Genomic DNA, 19,902 nt, shown 5'->3' with positions numbered 1-19,902 from the left:
ACTTTTATCCCCGCAAATGAATAAAAAGGCCTGGTCATTACCAGGCCTTTATTTTTGATTAATCCCTATTGGTTATTACTTGGCGTGAACCGGACAAGGCTTCTCAAAGCGAGCTCCGTCTTCCCAGCGAAGCAGGGTCATGCTGTTGCCCCAGACACAGCCGGTATCCAGGCCAATCACCTGATCATTTTCATAGCCCATAAGAGCAGCCCAGTGGCCAAAGATCACTTTTTTCTTCAGTGGCTTGGTTCGCGGGAGCTCAAACCAAGGCTTTAGAGGCTGGGTATCTGGGTTCTCCGGAGAAAGTTTACATTCCATATCCAGCCGTCCGTCCGGGTGACAGAAGCGCATTCGGGTAAGAGCATTAATGGTAAAGCGGTATTGTTCTATCCCTTCTAATTCCTCACTCCAGTATTCCGGGCCATTGCCGTACATATTCTTCAGTAGCCAAACAAAGTCGTTGCTGCGCAGGCAGGTTTCGACGGTTCGGGCTTGTTTGCGTGCGGTTGGCAGATCCCACTGCGGCGGGATACCGGCATGAGCCATTATAAAAGGATGATCAGGGTGTTCGGCCAGTAGTGGCTGATGGCGTAGCCAGTCAAGTAGTTCATCGCTATCCGGGGCATCAAGGATCGGCTGGATTTTATCTCGGATTTTGACTTTCGCCAGCCCCTGGCTGACCGCCAACAGGTGAAGATCATGGTTGCCAAGTACCGTGGTGGCCTTGTTGCCTAGGCTTTTCACAAAGCGCAGTGTTTCCAGAGATTTGGGGCCGCGGGCCACAAGGTCGCCGGAAAGCCATAATTCATCGTTGTGGGGATCGAATTCTGCTTCATCAAGGAGAAAGCGGAGATCGTCAAGACAGCCTTGAATATCTCCGACAAGGTATGTGGACATGAAACGCCTCAGTGAAGAATATTAGGAATAGACAGCCTGAAAGGAGCAATCTCGGCTTGGAATTTATCACCCTGCTCATTGACCATGAGGTAGTGGCCTTGCATGACTCCCAACGGCGTTTCAATGACGGTTCCACTGGTATAGGTGTATTCTTCGTTCGCAGAGATGACCGGTTGCTCTCCAACCACTCCTTCACCATCAATGACCAGTTTTTTACCGTTGGCATCGGTGATTTGCCAGTGGCGGCTTAAGAGTTGTGCTTCGCCACAGCCCAGATTGCAGATAGTAATTGTATACGAGAACACATAACGCTGATTTTCTGGCTCAGACTGTTCCTCAATATAATGGGTGACTACTCTGCACTTGATTGTGGGGATTGCCTTCATCGTCAATGTTGTGCTTCCTTTCGTTGGCTGCCTGCCGGAGCATCCCTGGATTTTCTCAGGGATGTCCGGACAAACAGACTGAATAGCCACATTCGTGGCTATCAATGCTTATTTTGAAGCGTTATGGTTGGCATCCAGCCAGTTTGCCATCGCAACAAATTGCTCCAGAGTCAGGTTCTCAGGACGCATACCCGGGTTGATACCCAGCTCTTCTAACTGCTCAGCTGTCATTAGCTGTTTGTAACAGTTACGGATTGTTTTACGACGCTGGTTGAAACCTTCACGGCATACCCGGTCTAGCCATTTAAGGTTAGTACATGGGTGAGGAAGTGTTTCATATGGCATCAGGCGAACAACCGCTGAGTCCACTTTCGGTGCCGGTTTAAAGGCCGATGGCGGCACTTCCAGAACCGGCATCACTCTGCAGTAGTACTGCGCCATGACAGTCAGACGGCCGTAAGCTTTGCTACCAGGGCCAGCTGCCAGACGGTTAACCACTTCTTTTTGCAGCATGAAATGCATGTCCTGCACATGCTCATGGAAGCTGAACAGGTGGAACATCAGCGGCGTTGAGATGTTGTACGGCAGGTTACCGAAAATACGCAGCTTGTTGTTTTCTTTGATCAGCTGTGTGAAGTCGAAGCGCATAGCATCGCCTTCATGGATCGTCAGCTTGCTGCCCAGATCCGGATGGTTGCGCAGGCGCTCGGCCAAGTCGCGGTCAAGCTCGATAACCGAAAATTTGTCAACCAGTTTGCCCACCGGCTCGGTGATTGCACCCAGGCCCGGGCCGATTTCAACCAGGTTTTGGCCCGGCTTAGGATTGATTGATGATACGATGCCGTCAATGATGTACGGATCATTCAAAAAGTTCTGGCCAAAGCGCTTACGGGCGCGGTGACCTAAGTGAACCTGATCGCTGCTCATGTCTGTTTTTCTACCAATTCAAGGGCGTGCGATAGCGCTGTCCAAAGGCTACCGGTGTCCGCCTGTCCGGTACCTGCAAGTTCCAGTGCGGTACCATGATCTACTGAAGTTCTGATAAAGGGCAGGCCTAACGTAATGTTGACTGATTTGCCAAAGCCTTTGAATTTAAGCACTGGCAGCCCTTGATCGTGATACATAGCCAATACTGTATCAGCATCGGCCAGATATTTATCCTGGAAGATGGTATCTGCCGGCAACGGGCCGAACAGTTTCATCCCTTCTTCCTGACGAAGCTGGTCTAGGGCCGGGGTGATTACTTCGATCTCCTCCTTACCAAGACAACCGTCTTCGCCGGCATGCGGGTTCAGTCCACATACATAAATTTTCGGTTGCTCGATCCCGAATTTGCTGACGAGATCGGCATGCAGGATGCGGATGATTTGCTGCAGCCGCTCTGCGGTAATCGCTTTTGATACGTATGCCAGCGGAATATGCGTGGTCACCAGTGCGACCCGCAAACCTTCAGTGGCCAGCATCATAACAACCTGCGCGGTGTTTGACTGCTGGGCAAAAAATTCGGTATGCCCGCTGAATGAAACTCCGGCACGGTTGATAATCCCTTTATGCACCGGACCTGTTACAACTGCGGCAAATTCACCACTCATACAGCCTTCTGTGGCACGGCTCAGGGTATCGAGTACATAGTGGCCGTTCTGCTCATTGAGCTCGCCAGGTATCACTGGCGCTTTCAGTTTACAGTCAGTGATAACCAGTGTGCCTGCTTTATGAGGCTGGGGCGGTCGGGTTGGGTCGTAGTCGATGACCTCCAGCGGCAACCCGAGCTGGGCTGCACGTTCTACCATAAGCTGAGAGCTGGCACAAATGACCAGTTCATGTGGCCAGTCTTCCTGGGCCATGGCGAGCACGAGATCAGGACCGATCCCTGCCGGCTCACCCGGGGTGATTGCGATACGTTTAACCTTGATCATTATCGTCTTCCGGCTGTTCGATATAGGCACCGGCACGCAGTTCCTGTAGCCATGCCTGGGCCTCTTCGTTAAATTTACGGCTGAATAGAATACGGTAGGCACGGTTCTTCACTGCCGCATCGGTACGGTCGACATCGCGGCGCTTCAGCACTTCGACGATATGCCAGCCGTGAACAGTTTTGAATGGTTCACTGATAGTACCGATAGGCAAGGTTTCAACCTTGTCTTTAAATTCTGGAACATAGATGTCAGGTGTTTGCCAGCCTAGTTCGCCACCGTTTGCGGCAGAGCCCGGATCGGCACTTAGCACCTGAGCGGCATCAGCAAAGTTCTGATCACCTTTCAGGATTGCTTGACGGGTTTGTTCCAATTGACGCTGTGCACCTTCATCACTAAGGATTACTGAGGTTTTCAGCAGGATGTGGCGTGCTTTCACTTCAGTAACAGAAATGGTTTCCAGTCCCTGAACATCATTTACTTTCAGGATGTGATAGCCAACGCCACTGCGGAATGGGCCGATAATGGCACCTTTGCCGTTGGATTTAATTTGGTCGGCAAAGATGGTTGGCATCTCTTCTTTGCGCATCCAGCCCCATTCACCGCCTTGAAGAGCTTTTGGCCCTTTGGAGTAACTGTATGCAAGGTTGGCAAAGTCGGCCCCGCCTCTAAGTTCTTTTACCAACTCTTGAGCCTGATTTAGAACTTCGTCACGCTGAACGGCTGTCGCATCTTCACCAATGCGCAGCTGAATGTGGCTGACACTGTATTTTACACCTTGCTGGGTTTGTTTATTCAGTTGTTCTGCCAGTGTTTCAACTTCTTGCGGCAGGATGTTGATACGGCGACGAACCTGAATGGTGCGTGCTTCGCTGGCTGTCATGTCTCGGCGCATCTGCTCACGGAACATCGCATAGCTTAGCCCGTTGTCAGACAGCATTTGCTGTAGCTGAGGAACTGTCATCTGGCGCTCTTTGGCCAGCTGTGAAATCGCTTGATCCAAGCGGGTATCGTCAATACGGATCCCGAACTGTTCTGCTTGCTGAAGCTGAAGTGTTTCGATGATCAGCTTCTCCATTACCTGCTCAGTCAGAATATCGTTAGAAGGCAGTGGCTGGTTCTGGCTGGCAGCATTCATTTGAACTGTTTTCAGCATTGCGTCGACATCACTTTGCAGGATCACGCTGTCATTGACGATGGTTACAACTTTATCGAGCTCCTGCGGGGCAGCAAAACTGCCGGCTGTCAGGCTCAGTAATGTCAGGCCTAACAGAGAAGACTTCCACTTTTTCATACATCTTTCCATTTAGCGCTGTTGCGCGTTAAATCACGGCTGCCGCAGCCAGGCTACGGCAGAGATATTAGTTATTGAGATAGAACGGACGGCCGTAACCAATTGCATTACCACCTCCTGATGTGCTGGTTCCAACAGCAGGTACTCCAGCCAGCCCCAGCAGGCTGAACGAGATACTGAAGTTTTGTTCATACTCTGCCGCTATGGTATTTACATTAGCGCGTGACATCAGATATTCGTTGTAACCTAGGCTGATCATCCAGCAGGCCGAGCGGTAATTCAGGGTGATCTGGCCTTCCAGCATCTGGTTTTCGGTCAGATCATGGTAGTAGTCACCGCGCAGGCTCAGGCCGCCATACACAGGGAAGCTGGTTGAGAAACCAAGCTGTGAAATGCCGTCTTCCGTATATTTGTCGATCTCTTTGTTATCGTTACCCAGGGTGTCGATAATGTAATCTTTAGATACAAAACGGTAATTCAGCTGGGTATACAGGCTGCCCTCTCGGTATTCCACTGCTGCGTTAGCAAACTGCATATCCTGCTTACTAGCGTCATACTGTAGCCCGCCGTGGAAGAACAGCCAGTCATCGTAATTGAAGTCAGATTCCAGTGCAGTTGCTGAGTAGTTCGGTGTTGATTCATTTTCTCCGGTCAGGTTACGTCCTGAGTCGTTCAGATAGAAAATCTGACCGATTGCCAGGTTAAAGCGCTCAACAAAATCACTGTCGAAGTAGCGGGTGGTTGCACCAACCGTAAACTGGTTTGCTGCCGCAATACGATCAATGCTGGAATAGCGCTTATCGCGGAACAGGCCGTAGTAATCCGTTTGCAACAGCGTGGTGTCATAGCCACTGAAAATTTCTTGTTGGTCAACGTCTTTGACGAACAGGTACTGGATTTGCGGTTCCAGGCTCTGGGTATAGTCTTCGCCCCAAAGCAGGGTATCACGCTCAAAGTACAAGCCGCTGTGAATACGGATACTTGGTACGGTGCGGGATGTGGTCTCTTCCAGTGTTTCGAGTCCGTTTATCGTCGGATCAAAATCCTGGTTGTAGTAGGTGTACATCAGCTTGGCTTCTGATGTAATAGACCACCACGGTGTTGCGTAAGGCAGCGTCAATGTTGGCTCAAGGTGAACACGATCTGCAGACGGCTTGTCGGCTGCATCATTATCAAAGCGGCTGATATGGCTCAATAGATTGAAATCCAGACCGTAAGGCATATCCGGACGATAGTAGTTAAACTCCAACTGTGGAAGCAGGCGATAGTTCGATGAACCGCCCAGTGTCAGTGGCTGGAAGTTACGTACTCTTAGCGTTGAATCCCAGTACAGATCTCGATATGAAACTTCTCCGGTCTGTAGCAGGTTGTTGTCTTCACGCTCACCAATATTGGAACTGACATCCGAGAAGTAGGTTTCATCACTGACTTTGCTGTAGTCGGCACTGAACAGCCAATGTTCATCGAAACGGCCGCTGTGCGACCAGTTAAAGGCCCAGCGAGCATCGTCATTGGTAGCCTTCTGGTCATTACCCAGATATTCGCCTTTCAGATGGCCACTACCAAAGCCTGTCAGGTAACGGAACTGTGAGTTGAGCTGTAAACCACGGTTACTCATGTACTTCGGAGTGATAGTCATGTCGTAGTTTGGGGCTATGTTCCAGTAGAACGGCGTTTCCAGTTCGAAACCGTCACGGCTTCCGTAGCCGATTGATGGATAAAGGAAGCCGGTCAGACGTTCATCCCCGACAGGTACCCGTAGGTATGGCAGGTAGAGTACAGGGACATTCGCTACTTCAAAGCGGGCGTTATACAGGTCGGCAAACGGAGAGTCACTCTCACGTTCGATGCTGGTAGCTGAAAACAGCCAGCTTTTGTCTCCCGGCGGACAGGTAGTATAAGTGCCGTTTTTCAGTCGGTAATAAGCGATGCCGTTTTTGGTTACTCGCTCTGCTTCACCGCGTCCTGCTTCACAGGTCATGTTGTAGACCGCATTGTCCATCTCTGAATCTTCGGTATCCAGGTTGCTTTGGATTCGGTCAGAGTAGACTTCAATTGAGCCGTCATGGAAATAGACATTACCTTCGGCGGTAACGATATTTTCCGGTTGGTGCAGAGTTGCCGTATCGGCCGCAACGGTGCGGTTGCCTTGCTGTAGCAGGACATCTCCGGAATAAGTTACCTTTTGGTTCGGCTTGGCTTCAGCTTTATCAGCAGAAACGGTGATCGGTTCGTTATTCGGATCAGCAGGCATATCCTGAGGGGCGATACAGGTCCCGCGGACCAGTTCAAGTTCGCTTGGGGTGTCATTGACAGCCTCTGACTCATCATTGACGTTTTCGCTAATTGCAGGAATTTCATAAGCCATCGCGGGGCCATAAAGCGCGAGGCTAATCATGGTGGCCAGTAAGCTGCGGGACGTTAATGACATCTAATTAAACTTTCCTGTATTCGTTTTTCAGCGCTATAAATGGATTTCGACTTGGATTGAGCCTGCTTTTTACAAGCTTTCCGGATAAATGACAGCTATGATAATGCAATTTCTACCCGACGGCATCTTTTCAGGTTATTGTATCGGGTTTGAACCATTATAAATATTGCTAAATTTAGCAAATTACCAGAGAGTCGAGAATGCAGGTTTGGGGTAAGATTTTAGGCGCATTTTTTGGTTTCCTCCTTGGTGGCCCGTTTGGTTTGTTGTTAGGCCTCTTTTTGGGGCATAAGTTCGATAAGGCAACGACAAATATTTATTATGGCGGCGGTTTTGGTGCCGGCCGAGCCAGTAATGCCGAGCGTCAGGCTGAGTTTTTCCATGCCGGTTTTGCGGTTATGGGGCATCTGGCCAAGTCAAAAGGCCGGGTAACGGAAGAAGAAATCCGGGTAGCCAGTGCCATTATGGACCAGATGGGGTTACACGGAGAGTCTCGTCGCCAGGCACAGAATGCATTTCGTGATGGTAAAGAAGAAGACTTTCCGCTGCAGGAAGTGTTGACTAAGGTCAGAATGAGCTGCTCTGGCCGTGTTGATTTACTGCAGATTTTTCTTGAGCTGCAAATCCGTGCGGCTTATGCCGACGGTAACCTGCATCCCAACGAGCGTCAGCTGTTGTATGTGATTGCTCGTGGTATCGGATTTTCTGATCGTCAACTTGAACAGCGTTTGCATATGCATGAAGCGGCTTTCCGTTTCCAGCAGGGCGGCTTTCACCAGCAGTATCAGCAGCAAGGGCAGGGCGCATTTCGGCAGGCTCCGGCGCGGGATCAGCTGGCGGATGCTTATGAGCTGCTGGGAATTAAGTCCACCGCTTCGGCTCAGGAATTGAAACGGGCATATCGTAAGCTGATGAATGAGCATCATCCGGATAAGCTGGCAGCCAAAGGTTTGCCGCCGGAGATGATGGAGCTGGCGAAGCAGAAAACCCAAGAGCTACAAGCTGCCTATGATCTGATCCGTAAGGAAAAAGGATTTAAATAAGCTCGAATAGTTTTAGTGACGAGTATTGAGTGGTGAAGTTCTCGCTACTCGTCTCTCTATCCCCATGCTATTTTTTATGGCTAAACGATATTCTGCGGCTTCCCTTCGACAAATTTGTTGATGTTGTCTATCAGCTGGTTGGCCAGCGTCTGTATTGCGGAATCTGACCCCCAAGCCACATGAGGTGTTAGCAGCAGGTTCGGCAGATGCGCATTAGCGAGCAGCGGATTGGTCTCATCAGCCGGTTCCTGAGTAAAGACGTCTGTTCCGGCTCCGCCAATCTCCCCGTCTTTCAGGGCATCAACCAAAGCTTGCTCGTCAACCAAGCCTCCCCGACCAGTGTTGATTAACAGGCTGGATGGTTTCATCCGTTTTAGTTCTTCTTTGCTTATCAGGTTCGTCGTTTCAGCCGTTAACGGGCAGTGCAGTGTCAGCACATCGGCTTGTTCCAGTACGTCTTCAAACGAAGTATAACCGTCCCGACAACTATTTTTCCCCTTATGCTCGGCAAACAGCACTTGCATTCCTAGTGCCCGTCCCAGCTGGGCAACTGCCTGGCCTAGGCTACCGCTGCCGATAACGCCCAATGTTGAGCCATTGATATCACCAATCGGATGGGTAAAGAAACAGAACTGTTTTTCCTGCTGCCAGACACCGGCTTTAATGTCGTTGTGATAGCCCATGAGGTTTCGTCGCAGGGCAAACATCATCGCGATGACATGCTCCGGGACAGAATCGGTGGCATAACCGCGGATGTTGCAAACTGTGATCTTGTTTTGATGACAGTAATCCAGGTCGACATTATTGGTGCCGGTGGCTGAGATGGCGATCATCTTAAGCTTGGGTAGCTGGCTGAGGGTGGCGGCATCAAGGATGACTTTGTTGCTGATCGCAATGCTAGCCTGTTGCAGCCGTTTAATCACCTGTTCAGGCTTGGTTGCCGGATATTCCTGCCATAGGTGTTCAAAGTCGGGATGAGGGATTTGAATATGAGTCGGGATGGTCGCCCGATCAAGAAAGACAATAGTTTCCATACGGTTGGCTTTTGCTGATGAGGTTAGTGTCAATGTAGTTAACACTAACCTTTATCAGGCAAAAGACAAAAGCCGGTTTAAGCCATATCGTCGGATAAGTGATCCGGCATGGTCTGGTGTGGCGCATCCGGGTAGAAGTCGCACGGGGCAAACAGGTGCATGGTTTCGCCAGTGGTTGGCTGGGTAAATGTCAGCTCTGCAGCATGAAGCTGAAGTCGCGGTACGCATTCTCGAGCTTCATCATGGGCATAGAACTCATCCCCTAAGATCGGGTGACCGAGTGCCAGCATATGGACGCGTAGTTGGTGCGAGCGGCCTGTTACAGGGCGCAGGCGAACAAGGGTGCTGTTTTCATCGCGTGAGATCACCTGGTAGTGGGTCACGGACGGTTTACCGTCTTCGAAACAGACTTTCTGCATCGGACGGTTAGGCCAGTCACAAATCAGTGGCAGGTCGACGGTACCGCTGTCCTGCTCCATGTGTCCCCAAACCCGGGCATAGTAGACTTTGTCGGTTTCCCGTTCCCGGAACTGTTTGTGCAGGTTGCGTTCGGAATCTTTGTTGATAGCCAGGATCATCAGTCCTGATGTCGCCATATCCAAACGGTGAACCAGATGAACCTGTTCCTGATCTCTTAATGCCCGGCTGTAGACACTGTCATAGTGTTTAGGATCCCGGCCCGGGTTGGATAACAATCCTGATGGTTTGTTGACTGCAATGATGTCATTGTCTGAGTGCAAAATGTCGAGCCATGGCTCTGTTGGTGGATGATAGTCCGCCATTGGTGCTGCTTTCATGGTGTATCCGGGCTTACTGGGTTATCGGGCGGCACATCATATCACCTTATGATTCTCCACTTAAAGAAAACCGCCCGGCAGCAGGGCTGTCGGGCGGTGTCGATAGGTGCTTTTATCTCAGGAGCTTTACCTGAACCGATGAGGTTAAGCGTGGCTGACTACGATCAAACGCAGCGAATCCAACTGCACCTGAGCTTTGGCAATGTAGCCGGTCAGATCCTGGATTTGGGATTCGATCAGCTCCAGCTCGTCATCACGAATGTTCGGGTTTACGGCTTTCAGCGCCTGCAGGCGGTCCAGTTCTGCTCGCAGGTTGGCTTCCATTTCCGCTTGCGCGGCTTCACGAACCGTCACCAGCTCTTTGGCTACCGCATTTTCGGCGTGCTCGATCAGGACGTGAATGTCCTTCTGTACCGAGTTAACCAGCTTGCTGCCAAGGTGGCGGTTAACCGGACTCAACTGGCGGTTGAAACCTTCGAATTCAACACTGTCAGACAGGTTGTTGCCTTTGGCATCTAGCAGGATGCGGATTGGCGTTTGTGGCAGGTAGCGGCCGATACCGGACTGCTTCGGTGCCTGAGCATCAACCACGTAGACCAGCTCTAGTAGCAGGGTGCCTGCTGGTAGTGCTTTGTTCTTCAGCAGCGAAACTGCCGTGGTGCCAACGCCTTCAGACAGCAGCAGGTCGATACCGCCCTGGATCATCGGGTGCTCCCAGCTGATAAAGTGCAGATCTTCACGAGACAGTGCGGTGTCACGGTCGAAGGTGATAGTACAGCCGTCGTATGGAAGACCCGGGTAGCTGGCCACCATCATGTGCTCAGACGGCGTCACCACAATGGCATTTTCGCCTTTGTCGTCCTGGTTAAGGCCGATGGTGTCAAACAGGCCTAGGGCAAAGGTTACCAGGTTGGTATCACCGTCTTTGGCTGCGATGTTATCAACCAGTTCCTGAGCTTTGTCGCCACCATTGGAGTGGATTTCCAGCAGACGGTCACGGCCTTGCTCCAGCTTGCCTTTCAGCTCCTGGTGCATTGCAGCACTGCGTTCAATCAGTTGCTCCAGTGCTTCCTGGTCATGTTGCTCGCTTGCCAGCAGGCTGATCAGGTCGCCGCTGACATCATCATATACGGCACGGCCGGTCGGGCAGGTTTCTTCAAAGGCATTCAGGCCTTCGTTGTACCAGCGAGCCAGCAGCGCTTGGGATGTGCCTTCCAGGTAAGGAACATGGATTTCGATATCACGCTGCTGACCGATTCGGTCCAAGCGGCCGATACGCTGTTCCAGCAGATCCGGGTTGTTTGGCAGGTCAAACATTACCAACTGGTTGGCAAATTGGAAGTTACGACCTTCTGAACCGATTTCCGAACACAGCAGAACCTGAGCGCCGTCTTCATCTTGGGCAAAATATGCTGCAGCCTTGTCGCGCTCAATGATAGACATGCCTTCGTGGAAGACGGTAGCACGGATACCTTCGCGCTCACGAAGAGCCTGTTCAAGGGTCAGTGCAGTCTGGGCTCGAGAACAGATCACCAGCACTTTCTCGTTGCGGTTAGCTTTCAGCATATCCAGCAGCCAGTTAACGCGCGGGTCGAAGTTCCACCAGGTTGCCGAATCGCCTTCAAATTCCTGATAAATATCTTCCGGATACAGCAGCTTAACGGCTTTCTGCTCGTCGGAAACCTTACCCGCCATCATGCCTGCTACACGCATTGCTGTCTGGTATTGGCTTGGCATTGCCAGCGGGTACATGTTCAGGTGACGCTGAGGGAAACCTTTAACTGCGGCGCGGGTGTTACGGAACAGTACGCGACCGGTGCCGTGGCGGTCCATCAGGTTGTCGATCAGTTCCTGGCGAACGCTGGCTTTCTGTTCTTCATCGACATCAGCAGACTCGATAACGCGCAGCATTGGCTCGATATCCTGCTCGGAAAGCAAATCAGCCAGGGTGTTCTTGGCGCTGTCATCCAGTTTTTCACCGGAAAGCAGGCGGGATACGGCATCCGCAACCGGTTCGTACTGGCGTTCTTCTTCAACGAAGGCTTCGTAATCGTAGAAGCGGTCCGGATCCAACAGGCGCAGGCGGGCAAAGTGACTTTCGCGGCCCAGTTGCTCCGGCGTTGCTGTAAGTAGTAGTACGCCTGGGGTTTTCTCGGCCAGCTCTTCAACTACCTGGTACTGGCGGCTTGGTTTGTCTTCGCTCCACTCCAGGTGGTGCGCTTCATCGACAACCAATAGATCCCAGTCAGCCTCAAGCGCTTGCTCGAAGCGGCGGCGGCTCTTGCGCAGGAAGTCCAGTGAACACAGTACATACTGGGCGGTATCAAACGGGTTGGCAGCATCGGCATAAGCCTCGACGCAGCGCTCTTCGTCAAAAATGGAGAAGTGCAGGTTGAAGCGGCGCATCATCTCAACCAGCCACTGGTGCTGGAGGGTTTCCGGCACCAGGATAAGAATGCGTTCGGCACGGCCGGACAGAACCTGCTGGTGGATAATCATACCCGCTTCAATGGTCTTACCCAGACCCACTTCATCGGCCAGCAAAACACGTGGTGCAAAACGGCGGCCTACTTCATGGGCGATGAACAACTGGTGCGGGATCAGACCGGCACGCATACCACACAAGCCGCGCAACGGACTTTTGTGCTGTTCATATTGGTTTTTCAGGGCGCGATAACGAAGGGCAAAGCGATCCATGCGATCGATTTGTCCGGCGAACAGTTTGTCCTGAGGCTTATTGAAGCGAATCTGGTGGCTAAGGAAAATTTCGCGTAGCTGAACATTTTCCTCTTCGGTATCCGTACGGGTACCGATGTAAGTGAACACGCCGCCTGTTTCATCGACCTGTTCAACTTTCAATGACCAGCCTTCATGGCTTTCAACCACATCTCCGACATTAAACATTACGCGGGTCACAGGAGCGTCATTACGTGCGTACAGGCGGCTCTCTTCACTGGCGGAGAACATCAAGGTGACAGTACGGGCATCGAGAGCGACAACTGTTCCTAAACCCAGATCACTTTCAGTATCACTGATCCAACGTTGACCCAAAGCAAATGGCATAGTGGTTAAAACCTTCTAATTCTTTGATATTAATGAGAATGCTAAGCCGATGCCCTAACATTTTTGAACTACACTGAGGTTAAGTGTAAGCCAGAATCCGCACCGGTAGAAAAGGGCAGATATGTTACTGCATGCGGTGGACAAGGTCACGGCGAAAGTGATCTTGATCCAGCTAAATTGTTTCAGCCCCTGCTGTCACAATTCTTTAATTATCTCTGGCCATAAATAGTAATTGCGTAGTTCTGGCGTACGCTAAGAGAAGGACGGCAAGTTGATGTTGCTGTCTGCTTGTTACCTAGGAGGTAAATATGGACGATGCTGAACGCAAAATTTTTGTATTGGATACGAATATTCTGCTTCACGAACCCCTCGCCATTTATTCATTCAAAGAGCACGATGTCATTATTCCGATGACGGTTCTTGAAGAGTTGGATCGCATTAAGGACAGTAAGCGTGATGTCTCACGGGATGCCCGGGTGGCTATCCGGACCCTGGAAGATGTGTTCCGCGATGCAACGCCGGAAGAGATTTCTGCCGGTATTCCGCTTTCCGGTCATGAAGAAAGCCTCGGCAAGATTTCCATTTTTGCGGATTATGAAGTGACGGAAACCGTGCATGCCTTTGCTGATAAGGCCGGGGATAATCGGATCCTGAATGGAATGCTCTATCTGCAGGCTGAGCATGCGCCTAAGGAAGTGGTTTTGCTCACTAAAGACATTAACATGCGGCTGCGTGCCAAAGGTGCCGGGGTCTACAATGTTGATGACTACCGTTCAGACCAACTTATCGATGATGTCAGGTTGCTGACCAAAGGATATTACGAATTTCAGGAGGAATTTTGGGCTCGTGTCGGAGAGTGCCAGTCTGAAACCCGGGGGCGTTCAACGTTGCATACCCTGCCGACTGAGCTGTTCGACAAACCCTTTATCAATCAGTACTTGCTTGATGACAGTACGGATTTTGCAGCCAGGGTGCAGAGCATTAATGGCGCTAACATCACTATCAAAGATATCGGACAGGAACGCTTGATGAGCCGCCAGGCTTGGGGGATCCATCCGAAAAATGTCTATCAGGGAATGGCCCTTGATGCGATGATGGATCCGGATATCGATCTGGTGATCCTGACCGGTCCAGCGGGTTGCGGTAAGACAATCCTGGCGATGGCGGCGGCGCTTGAGCAAGTGATTGAAAAAGGGATGTATGACAAGATCCTTGTGACTCGTAATACCCCAGAAATCGCTGAGTCGATTGGTTTCTTGCCGGGCACCGAAGAAGAAAAAATGCTTCCTTGGCTGGCAGCGGTGACCGATACGATGGAAGCGTTGCACAAACATGATGTTTGTACTGACGGCTCGATGAAATACATCTACGAAAAAGCCAATATTCAATTTAAATCGATTAACTTTATGCGCGGGCGCTCAATCCAGAATGCTTTTGTTCTGTTGGATGAGTGTCAGAACTTAACCGCCTCCCAGATTAAAACCATCATCACTCGTTGTGGGGAAGGCACCAAAATTGTCTGTTCCGGTAACCTGGCGCAAATAGACTCCAGTTACCTGTCTCCGGTGACCTCGGGCCTGACGTATATCGTCGAGCGTTTCAAGAATTTCGAGGGTAGTGCCAATATCTATCTCGACGGTGTGATCCGCAGCCGTCTGGCCGAATTTGCGGAAGAAAACCTGTAATTCAGATTCGAGAGGCGAGTTTCTCGATATTGGAAACTCGTCTCTCTATATCAGTCCTAATGGCCTAAATATCTTCTTAATTCTCCATCTTCCGGCTCTGTCAGCACCTGCTGAGCAGGGCCGAAAACGTTAATCTTCCCTTGTGCAATGAAAGCGCATTTATCGGCAATTTTCAGGGCATCGTCCGGGCTGTGGGTCACCATGAGTACGGTGATTTGCTGCTCTTTGGCTAATGCATGTACTAGTTCCAGCATCTCTTTACGCAACGCCGGATCCAGAGCGGAAAACGGCTCATCGAGCAGCAGCAGCGGACGGTTGCGGATCAGGCAGCGGGCCAGTGCCACACGTTGTTTCTGGCCGCCGGACAGCTGCTCCGGCAGGCGATCCAGATATTGTTGAATGCCGACTCTGGCAGCCGCGGCCTGAATGTTGTCCTTATCTTCCTGGCTGAGTTTTAGTCCCGGATGTATTCCTAGGCCGATATTTTCGAATACTGTTAGGTGGGGAAACAGGTTGTGATCCTGAAACAGCAGTGAAAGCGGCCGCTCAGAAGACGGTTGGTGCTTGATAGCTTGACCGGCAATGGTGAGGCTACCGCTGTCTGGCATCAGAAAGCCGGCTATCATCGCCAGTAGGGTGCTTTTGCCAGCCCCGCTCGGGCCGAGCAGGGCGACGATTTCGCCTTTCTCAACTTCAAGGTCAAAGGTGTATCGCGTACGTTCGGCCTGCGTAGGCTGGCCTGTCTGGGCGTAATGGTGGCTAAGTTGCTTCAGGGTCAGCATTATGGTGTCCGGATCAGTATTTTTTCAACCAGGGTAAAAAGTCCCAGGCTCAGGAGCAGCAGGATTAAGGCTGCGACGGCGGCGGCATCCATCTGGTAGCTGCCCATCAGTTGGAATAGATAAAGCGGCAGGGTCTGAAAATCTCTGCTGCCAAACAGGGCTATCGCTCCCAGATCGCCCAGCGAGAGTACAAAGCCAATTGCCAGCGCCTGAGCCAGTGGTTTGCGCAGGGCGCGCCACTCGACCAGACGCAGGCGTGACAGTCCGTGCATGCCCAGGCTCTGGCACAGTGGGTTGTATTGCTGGGCCAGATGCAGCATTGGCTGACTGAGGGTTTTAATTACATAGGGCAGCGCCATCAGGGCGTTGACTCCGACGACCACCCAGAAGGCGGCTTCGAAGGCATCGGTGTACCGGCGCAGCAGCAGGAAAATCCCGGTGCTGAGAACTAGTCCCGGCGTGACCAGAATAATGGTGCCGAGCAGCTCAATACCATCTGCGGGTAGTGTTTTCTTCTCAATTCGCCATTGGCGGCTGGCCAGCAGGATCGCAACCCCGGCGGTGACCGCCAGGACACAGGCAAGTAGGGCAATTTTCAGCGAGTTTGCTACGGCCTGCCACAGTGCTGGTTCTGCCAGCAGGGTCGGTAGCTTACTGTTCAGGCCGGCACTGATAACCGCCAGGATCGGGGGCAGTACCAGCAGAATAGCAAAGCCGATCCACAGCCAGTCCCAGGATTTTGCCTGCCAGCTGTCGAGATAGTTCTCCGGTTGGCGGGATACCGAGCCGCTCATGGTCGACAATGGTTTGGTAAAACGCTGGGTTATCAGCACCAGACTGCTGCAAATCAACATCTGCCACAGGGCAAGGATGGCACCGCCGGCCAGGTCAAAGTCGTAGCGCAAGGCCTGATAGATAGCCAGCTCAATCGTGGTGGCTTTAGGGCCGCCGCCCAGCGACATGATCACCGCAAAACTGGTAAAGCAAAGCATGAAGATCAGGCCTATGACATGGGGCAGTTGCTGGCGCAGCCTGGGCCAGGCGACAAAGCGGAACTTATGCCAGCCTTTGATCCCAAGGTGGGCAGCTAGCTGGTGCTGCTCGAACGGGATCCCTTCAAGGCTCTGTAGTAACAGTCGGGTTGCCAGCGGGAAGTTAAGGAAAACGTGCGCCAGCAGTATGCCGTTGAGACCATAAACAGAGAATGGCAGGGATTCTCCGAAATGCTGGTACAGTTCAGCCAGCAGGCCGCTCTTACCATAAATCGCCAGCAGGCCGAATACCGCAACCAGCACAGGTAGCACCAGAGTCATGGCAAACAAACGTAATAACAGGCTGCGTCCGGGAAAGTTTCGCCGTGACAGGGCATATGCCGCGGGGATGGCCGGGATCACACTCAATATCGTGGATAACAGGGCCTGATAGAAACTGAAGCCGGCGACATGGCGCAGGTAAGGATCCTGCCAGATGAAGAACGGGTTGAGTTCGTTGGCCTGGCTGATCAGGGCTGAGATAGCGCAGAGCACCAGAGTGACAATCAGCCCGGCAGAGACGATGCCGGGCAGAATTTGGGTAACGCGGGTATTCAAAGGTCGGTAGCCATTATTGGGTCAGGGCATGTTGCCATTCACGGATCCATCCACGACGTTGAGCGGCCACTTCCTCGGCGCTGAATTCCAGTGATTTAGCTGGCAGTGTCAGCTGTTCAAAGCCTTTCGGCAGCGCCTGTTCGGTGACAGGATACATCCAGTTGCCAGTTGGGATCACCGACTGGAATTCCGGCGTCAGGATAAACGACAGGAACTTATCGGCCAGCTTTTGATTTTGGCTGTTCTTGAGCTTGGCGGCGACTTCGACCTGCATATAGTGGCCTTCGCTGAAGTCAGCGGCTTTATACTTGCCTTCGTTTTCGGCAATGATGTGGTAAGCCGGAGATGTGGTGTAAGACAGCACCAGATCTGATTCGCCCTTCAGGAACATGTTGTAGGCTTCGGACCAACCTTTGGTGACAGTAACGGTTTTTTTCGCCAGTTGCTGCCAGGCGGCATCAGCTTTGTCACCATAGACAGATTTCATCCACAGCATCAGGCCCTGGCCTGGAGTAGAGGTACGCGGATCCTGGTAGATGATGCTGAGATCGTCACGCTTAACCAGTTCGCTCAGGCTTTTCGGCGGATTGGCCAGCTTTTCTGAGTTATAAACAAAGGCGAAGTAGCCGTAGTCATAAGGGACGAATGTGGTGTCCGTCCAGCCGTTTGGCAGGGTGACTTTACTGGTATCAACGTTATGTTCAGCCAGCAGGCCGGTTTTCTTCGCTTCACTCAACAGATTGTTATCCAGCCCCAGCACGATATCTGCCTTGGTACCTTTACCTTCAAGGCGCAAGCGGTTGAGGATCGATACGCCGTCTTCCAGCGCGACATATTCCAGGTCACAGCCACACTGAGCCTCAAAGGCTTTTTCAATCGCCGGGCCCGGTCCCCAGTCTGAGGCAAATGAGCTGTAGGTGTAGACAGTCAGGGTCTCTGCGGCCATGGCAGAGCCAGCCATCAGCGACAGGGTTAAAGTCGGAAGAAGTTTGTTCACTATGCGCTCCTAAATACCCTTGCTTCCCGCAAGGGGGATAAATATGAGCGGCACAGGGTTGAGAAAAGGCGTCCGGCATCGTGCTGCGACGCTGACACTTGATTGTGGTCGGTATTATCTCAATTCCTACGCCAGCATGATCTGGTTCAGGTTCAGTGGGTTCTGCGGTTGCAGTCTCAGTCCGGTTTAGGTCGGACACCCCAATGAGAACGAGAGCTATTGTAATGCGCTATGTCGCTGGTTGCCAGCGCAATACAAGAGTGTACGCAGAATATTGATCCGCATCTGTGACGGTTGTGCCGATACAGGGCAGGCTGAAAAATAACTGTCAGATTATATGGTTAATTAGTTTGTGCTCACTTCGCCTCATTGAGTGACCAGTTATAGTCGTAGCTGACATTATTCAGTTGCAGAGGTTGTCCTTTGTGGTACTGGTTGAGGTGCTTTTGCAGATCGCGTTGTGAGCCGAAGTCATTGCCGTACCAGTCATAAATGGATGACAGCTGAATGCGGTTGCCGTTGATTTCCACGCCCTTAGGGCTGTTTATGAAACGGCTGGCGGCCTGTTCGAGTAGTGTTTCCGTGTTGTCGGCTGTAAAGGCGACGGGTTGCAGGTCCGGACAGCCGAGGCTTGCGCAGTTTACCGCATAGTGAATCCGGGCATCACGCCAGATCGGGCGCAGGATGCGATGCTCTATATCATTGAGTGACAACGCCTGCTCGGCAACCGTGATTAGCTCCTCATCCCATGGCCCGAAGCTGAAGAAGCCGCCGAGTTTGGTGATGGATTTGATCGGGTAGTTATTGATGATCAGTCGTACGGTCAGGGCATTATAAAGGTTGACCCAATAGGCAAACTGCTCCGGTTTTGAATACTGACGGGGATCGATGGTCGCAAGTTGGCGAATGTAGCGGTCAAGCTCCCATTTGTCGTTATCGGAGACTGCGTGATAGCGAAACAGGGTTTGTTGGGGCAGCTCCACCAGATAGGTGTCCAGCATCTTTTGCCAGCGGCTGTGGTCAATCATCGCTGTGTTTGTCTCGTTGCTTTTTTGCCAGAATGGCCACAGGTCGGCTTTGGGGGCCGCCAGTACCGGGCTCAGGGCAGAGGAGATAAGCAGGATAAAAGTAAGTAGCAGTCGCATGGGCTGTCCTTAGTCAGAGCAAATTATTCATTTTGGTATACCAGATGACCCTGTCAGGGGCGAATGTCTTTCATTTGTTTCTTCTGCAATTAATTATGGAGAAGAAAACAGGTGATGAAAAAAGGTTATTGTTCCGTTTGGTATAAGTGATAGAAAAGAAAGCGCCCCGGAGAATGAACCGGGGCGTGAGTTTGTTACTGCTTACTTTTATCAACTATTCAGGTGTGTGGCTGAATAGTCAGGCAAGAAAAGCCGGGATATTACTTTCATACTCGGCGATTTTGTCTTCATGCTGCAGGGTCAGGCCGATGTTATCCAAGCCGTTCAGCAGGCAGTGGCGGCGGAATTCGTCAATTTCAAAACGGTATTCCTTGTCGTTGGCAGTGACGGTCATGCTCTTCAGATCTACCGTAACTTCGGCACCCTCGTTGGTTTCAATGAACTGGAAAATCTCATCGACTTCCTGTTCGGTCAGGCGTACCGGCACCATCTGGTTGTTGATGGCGTTACCGTAGAAAATATCGGCGAAGCTCGGGGCGATCATCACTTTTATGCCGTAATCTGCCAGAGCCCACGGAGCGTGCTCTCGTGATGAGCCGCAACCGAAGTTTTCCCGCGCCAGCAAAATACTGGCTCCCTGGTAGCGCGGAGCGTTCAGGACAAAATCCGGATTTGGCTGCTGCCCGGCATCATCAAGAAAACGCCAGTCATGGAACAGGTGCTTGCCGAAACCGGTTCGGGTGACTTTCTGTAGAAACTGTTTCGGAATAATGGCATCGGTGTCGACATTGGCTGCATCCAGAGGAACGACCAAACCGGTATGTTGTTTAAAACCTGTCATTTTTT

16 protein-coding genes and 1 riboswitch are annotated in these 19,902 nt (G+C 51.6%); of the genes, 2 read left to right on the top strand and 14 right to left on the bottom strand.

Features of this window, described 5'->3' with window-relative positions:
- Positions 1-75: 75 nt before the first annotated feature.
- The 6 genes from AACQ93_RS15235 to lptD form a co-directional block, all read right to left on the bottom strand.
- Complete coding sequence (locus tag AACQ93_RS15235; RefSeq protein WP_064606011.1) at positions 76-897, bottom strand: symmetrical bis(5'-nucleosyl)-tetraphosphatase; 822 nt, start codon at positions 895-897, stop codon at positions 76-78.
- A gap of 8 nt (positions 898-905) precedes the next feature.
- Positions 906-1,283 carry a Co2+/Mg2+ efflux protein ApaG gene (gene apaG, locus AACQ93_RS15230; protein ID WP_064606009.1) on the bottom strand — a complete coding sequence of 126 codons (378 nt, stop codon included), beginning with the start codon at positions 1,281-1,283 and terminating at the stop codon, positions 906-908.
- A gap of 108 nt (positions 1,284-1,391) precedes the next feature.
- Positions 1,392-2,210: a 16S rRNA (adenine(1518)-N(6)/adenine(1519)-N(6))-dimethyltransferase RsmA gene (rsmA, locus tag AACQ93_RS15225; RefSeq protein ID WP_007467574.1), complete on the bottom strand. Its 819-nt coding sequence runs from the start codon at positions 2,208-2,210 to the stop codon at positions 1,392-1,394.
- Positions 2,207-3,199, bottom strand: coding sequence for a 4-hydroxythreonine-4-phosphate dehydrogenase PdxA (gene pdxA / locus AACQ93_RS15220; RefSeq protein ID WP_064606007.1), 993 nt, complete (start codon positions 3,197-3,199; stop codon positions 2,207-2,209). The genes rsmA and pdxA overlap by 4 nt, the downstream gene beginning before the upstream one ends.
- Positions 3,186-4,490 carry a peptidylprolyl isomerase SurA gene (gene surA, locus AACQ93_RS15215; protein WP_064606005.1) on the bottom strand — a complete coding sequence of 435 codons (1,305 nt, stop codon included), beginning with the start codon at positions 4,488-4,490 and terminating at the stop codon, positions 3,186-3,188. Before surA ends, pdxA begins: the two co-directional genes overlap by 14 nt.
- A 67-nt stretch (positions 4,491-4,557) precedes the next feature.
- Positions 4,558-6,921 (bottom strand): LPS assembly protein LptD, encoded by a 2,364-nt coding sequence (lptD, locus tag AACQ93_RS15210; protein WP_064606003.1) that lies wholly within the window; start codon positions 6,919-6,921, stop codon positions 4,558-4,560.
- Between the two features lie 200 nt (positions 6,922-7,121).
- Between lptD and djlA the strand changes: the two genes are divergently transcribed.
- Entirely contained in the window at positions 7,122-7,964 is an 843-nt protein-coding gene (gene djlA / locus AACQ93_RS15205) for a co-chaperone DjlA (RefSeq protein ID WP_064606001.1), read from the top strand.
- An 80-nt stretch (positions 7,965-8,044) separates the two neighbouring features.
- Here the strand turns inward: djlA and AACQ93_RS15200 are convergent, their stop codons facing one another.
- The 3 genes from AACQ93_RS15200 to rapA form a co-directional block, all read right to left on the bottom strand.
- Positions 8,045-8,998 (bottom strand): D-2-hydroxyacid dehydrogenase, encoded by a 954-nt coding sequence (locus AACQ93_RS15200; RefSeq protein ID WP_064605999.1) that lies wholly within the window; start codon positions 8,996-8,998, stop codon positions 8,045-8,047.
- 77 nt (positions 8,999-9,075) lie between these two features.
- A complete protein-coding gene (gene rluA, locus AACQ93_RS15195; protein ID WP_084419182.1) occupies positions 9,076-9,795 on the bottom strand; it encodes a bifunctional tRNA pseudouridine(32) synthase/23S rRNA pseudouridine(746) synthase RluA in 720 nt (239 codons plus the stop codon).
- Between the two features lie 144 nt (positions 9,796-9,939).
- A complete protein-coding gene (gene rapA / locus AACQ93_RS15190; RefSeq protein WP_064605997.1) occupies positions 9,940-12,858 on the bottom strand; it encodes an RNA polymerase-associated protein RapA in 2,919 nt (972 codons plus the stop codon).
- A 308-nt stretch (positions 12,859-13,166) separates the two neighbouring features.
- Between rapA and AACQ93_RS15185 the strand changes: the two genes are divergently transcribed.
- Complete coding sequence (locus tag AACQ93_RS15185) at positions 13,167-14,543, top strand: PhoH family protein (RefSeq protein ID WP_064605995.1); 1,377 nt, start codon at positions 13,167-13,169, stop codon at positions 14,541-14,543.
- Positions 14,544-14,599: 56 nt separating this feature from the next.
- On the opposite strand, the gene thiQ is transcribed toward AACQ93_RS15185, so the two are convergent.
- From thiQ to leuD, 5 genes are all read right to left on the bottom strand, one after another.
- Complete coding sequence (gene thiQ / locus AACQ93_RS15180) at positions 14,600-15,325, bottom strand: thiamine ABC transporter ATP-binding protein (protein WP_064605993.1); 726 nt, start codon at positions 15,323-15,325, stop codon at positions 14,600-14,602.
- Positions 15,325-16,914, bottom strand: a complete 1,590-nt coding sequence (gene thiP, locus AACQ93_RS15175) for a thiamine/thiamine pyrophosphate ABC transporter permease ThiP (RefSeq protein ID WP_064605991.1) — start codon at positions 16,912-16,914, stop codon at positions 15,325-15,327. Before thiP ends, thiQ begins: the two co-directional genes overlap by 1 nt.
- 13 nt (positions 16,915-16,927) lie before the next feature.
- Positions 16,928-17,875, bottom strand: a complete 948-nt coding sequence (gene thiB / locus AACQ93_RS15170; RefSeq protein WP_064606749.1) for a thiamine ABC transporter substrate binding subunit — start codon at positions 17,873-17,875, stop codon at positions 16,928-16,930.
- Positions 17,876-18,017: 142 nt separating this feature from the next.
- A riboswitch (TPP riboswitch) is annotated at positions 18,018-18,124 on the bottom strand.
- Between the two features lie 143 nt (positions 18,125-18,267).
- Positions 18,268-19,056: a DUF547 domain-containing protein gene (locus tag AACQ93_RS15165; protein ID WP_064605989.1), complete on the bottom strand. Its 789-nt coding sequence runs from the start codon at positions 19,054-19,056 to the stop codon at positions 18,268-18,270.
- A gap of 238 nt (positions 19,057-19,294) precedes the next feature.
- On the bottom strand, positions 19,295-19,897 hold the full coding sequence (leuD, locus tag AACQ93_RS15160; protein ID WP_064605987.1) for a 3-isopropylmalate dehydratase small subunit: 603 nt from the start codon (positions 19,895-19,897) through the stop codon (positions 19,295-19,297).
- Positions 19,898-19,902 lie beyond the last annotated feature (5 nt).

The organism is Photobacterium sp. J15 (assembly GCF_963870815.1).
GTDB lineage: Bacteria > Pseudomonadota > Gammaproteobacteria > Enterobacterales > Vibrionaceae > Photobacterium > Photobacterium marinum.
This window is presented reverse-complemented; position numbering and strand designations above follow the sequence as displayed.

Coding starts and splice junctions, on each gene's coding strand:
- AACQ93_RS15235 (WP_064606011.1), bottom strand. CDS start 897: ATGTCCACATACCTTGTCGGAGATATTCAAGGCTGTCTTGACGATCTC.
- apaG (WP_064606009.1), bottom strand. CDS start 1,283: ATGAAGGCAATCCCCACAATCAAGTGCAGAGTAGTCACCCATTATATT.
- rsmA (WP_007467574.1), bottom strand. CDS start 2,210: ATGAGCAGCGATCAGGTTCACTTAGGTCACCGCGCCCGTAAGCGCTTT.
- pdxA (WP_064606007.1), bottom strand. CDS start 3,199: ATGATCAAGGTTAAACGTATCGCAATCACCCCGGGTGAGCCGGCAGGG.
- surA (WP_064606005.1), bottom strand. CDS start 4,490: ATGAAAAAGTGGAAGTCTTCTCTGTTAGGCCTGACATTACTGAGCCTG.
- lptD (WP_064606003.1), bottom strand. CDS start 6,921: ATGTCATTAACGTCCCGCAGCTTACTGGCCACCATGATTAGCCTCGCG.
- djlA (WP_064606001.1), top strand. CDS start 7,122: ATGCAGGTTTGGGGTAAGATTTTAGGCGCATTTTTTGGTTTCCTCCTT.
- AACQ93_RS15200 (WP_064605999.1), bottom strand. CDS start 8,998: ATGGAAACTATTGTCTTTCTTGATCGGGCGACCATCCCGACTCATATT.
- rluA (WP_084419182.1), bottom strand. CDS start 9,795: ATGAAAGCAGCACCAATGGCGGACTATCATCCACCAACAGAGCCATGG.
- rapA (WP_064605997.1), bottom strand. CDS start 12,858: ATGCCATTTGCTTTGGGTCAACGTTGGATCAGTGATACTGAAAGTGAT.
- AACQ93_RS15185 (WP_064605995.1), top strand. CDS start 13,167: ATGGACGATGCTGAACGCAAAATTTTTGTATTGGATACGAATATTCTG.
- thiQ (WP_064605993.1), bottom strand. CDS start 15,325: ATGCTGACCCTGAAGCAACTTAGCCACCATTACGCCCAGACAGGCCAG.
- thiB (WP_064606749.1), bottom strand. CDS start 17,875: ATGGCTGGCTCTGCCATGGCCGCAGAGACCCTGACTGTCTACACCTAC.
- AACQ93_RS15165 (WP_064605989.1), bottom strand. CDS start 19,056: ATGCGACTGCTACTTACTTTTATCCTGCTTATCTCCTCTGCCCTGAGC.
- leuD (WP_064605987.1), bottom strand. CDS start 19,897: ATGACAGGTTTTAAACAACATACCGGTTTGGTCGTTCCTCTGGATGCA.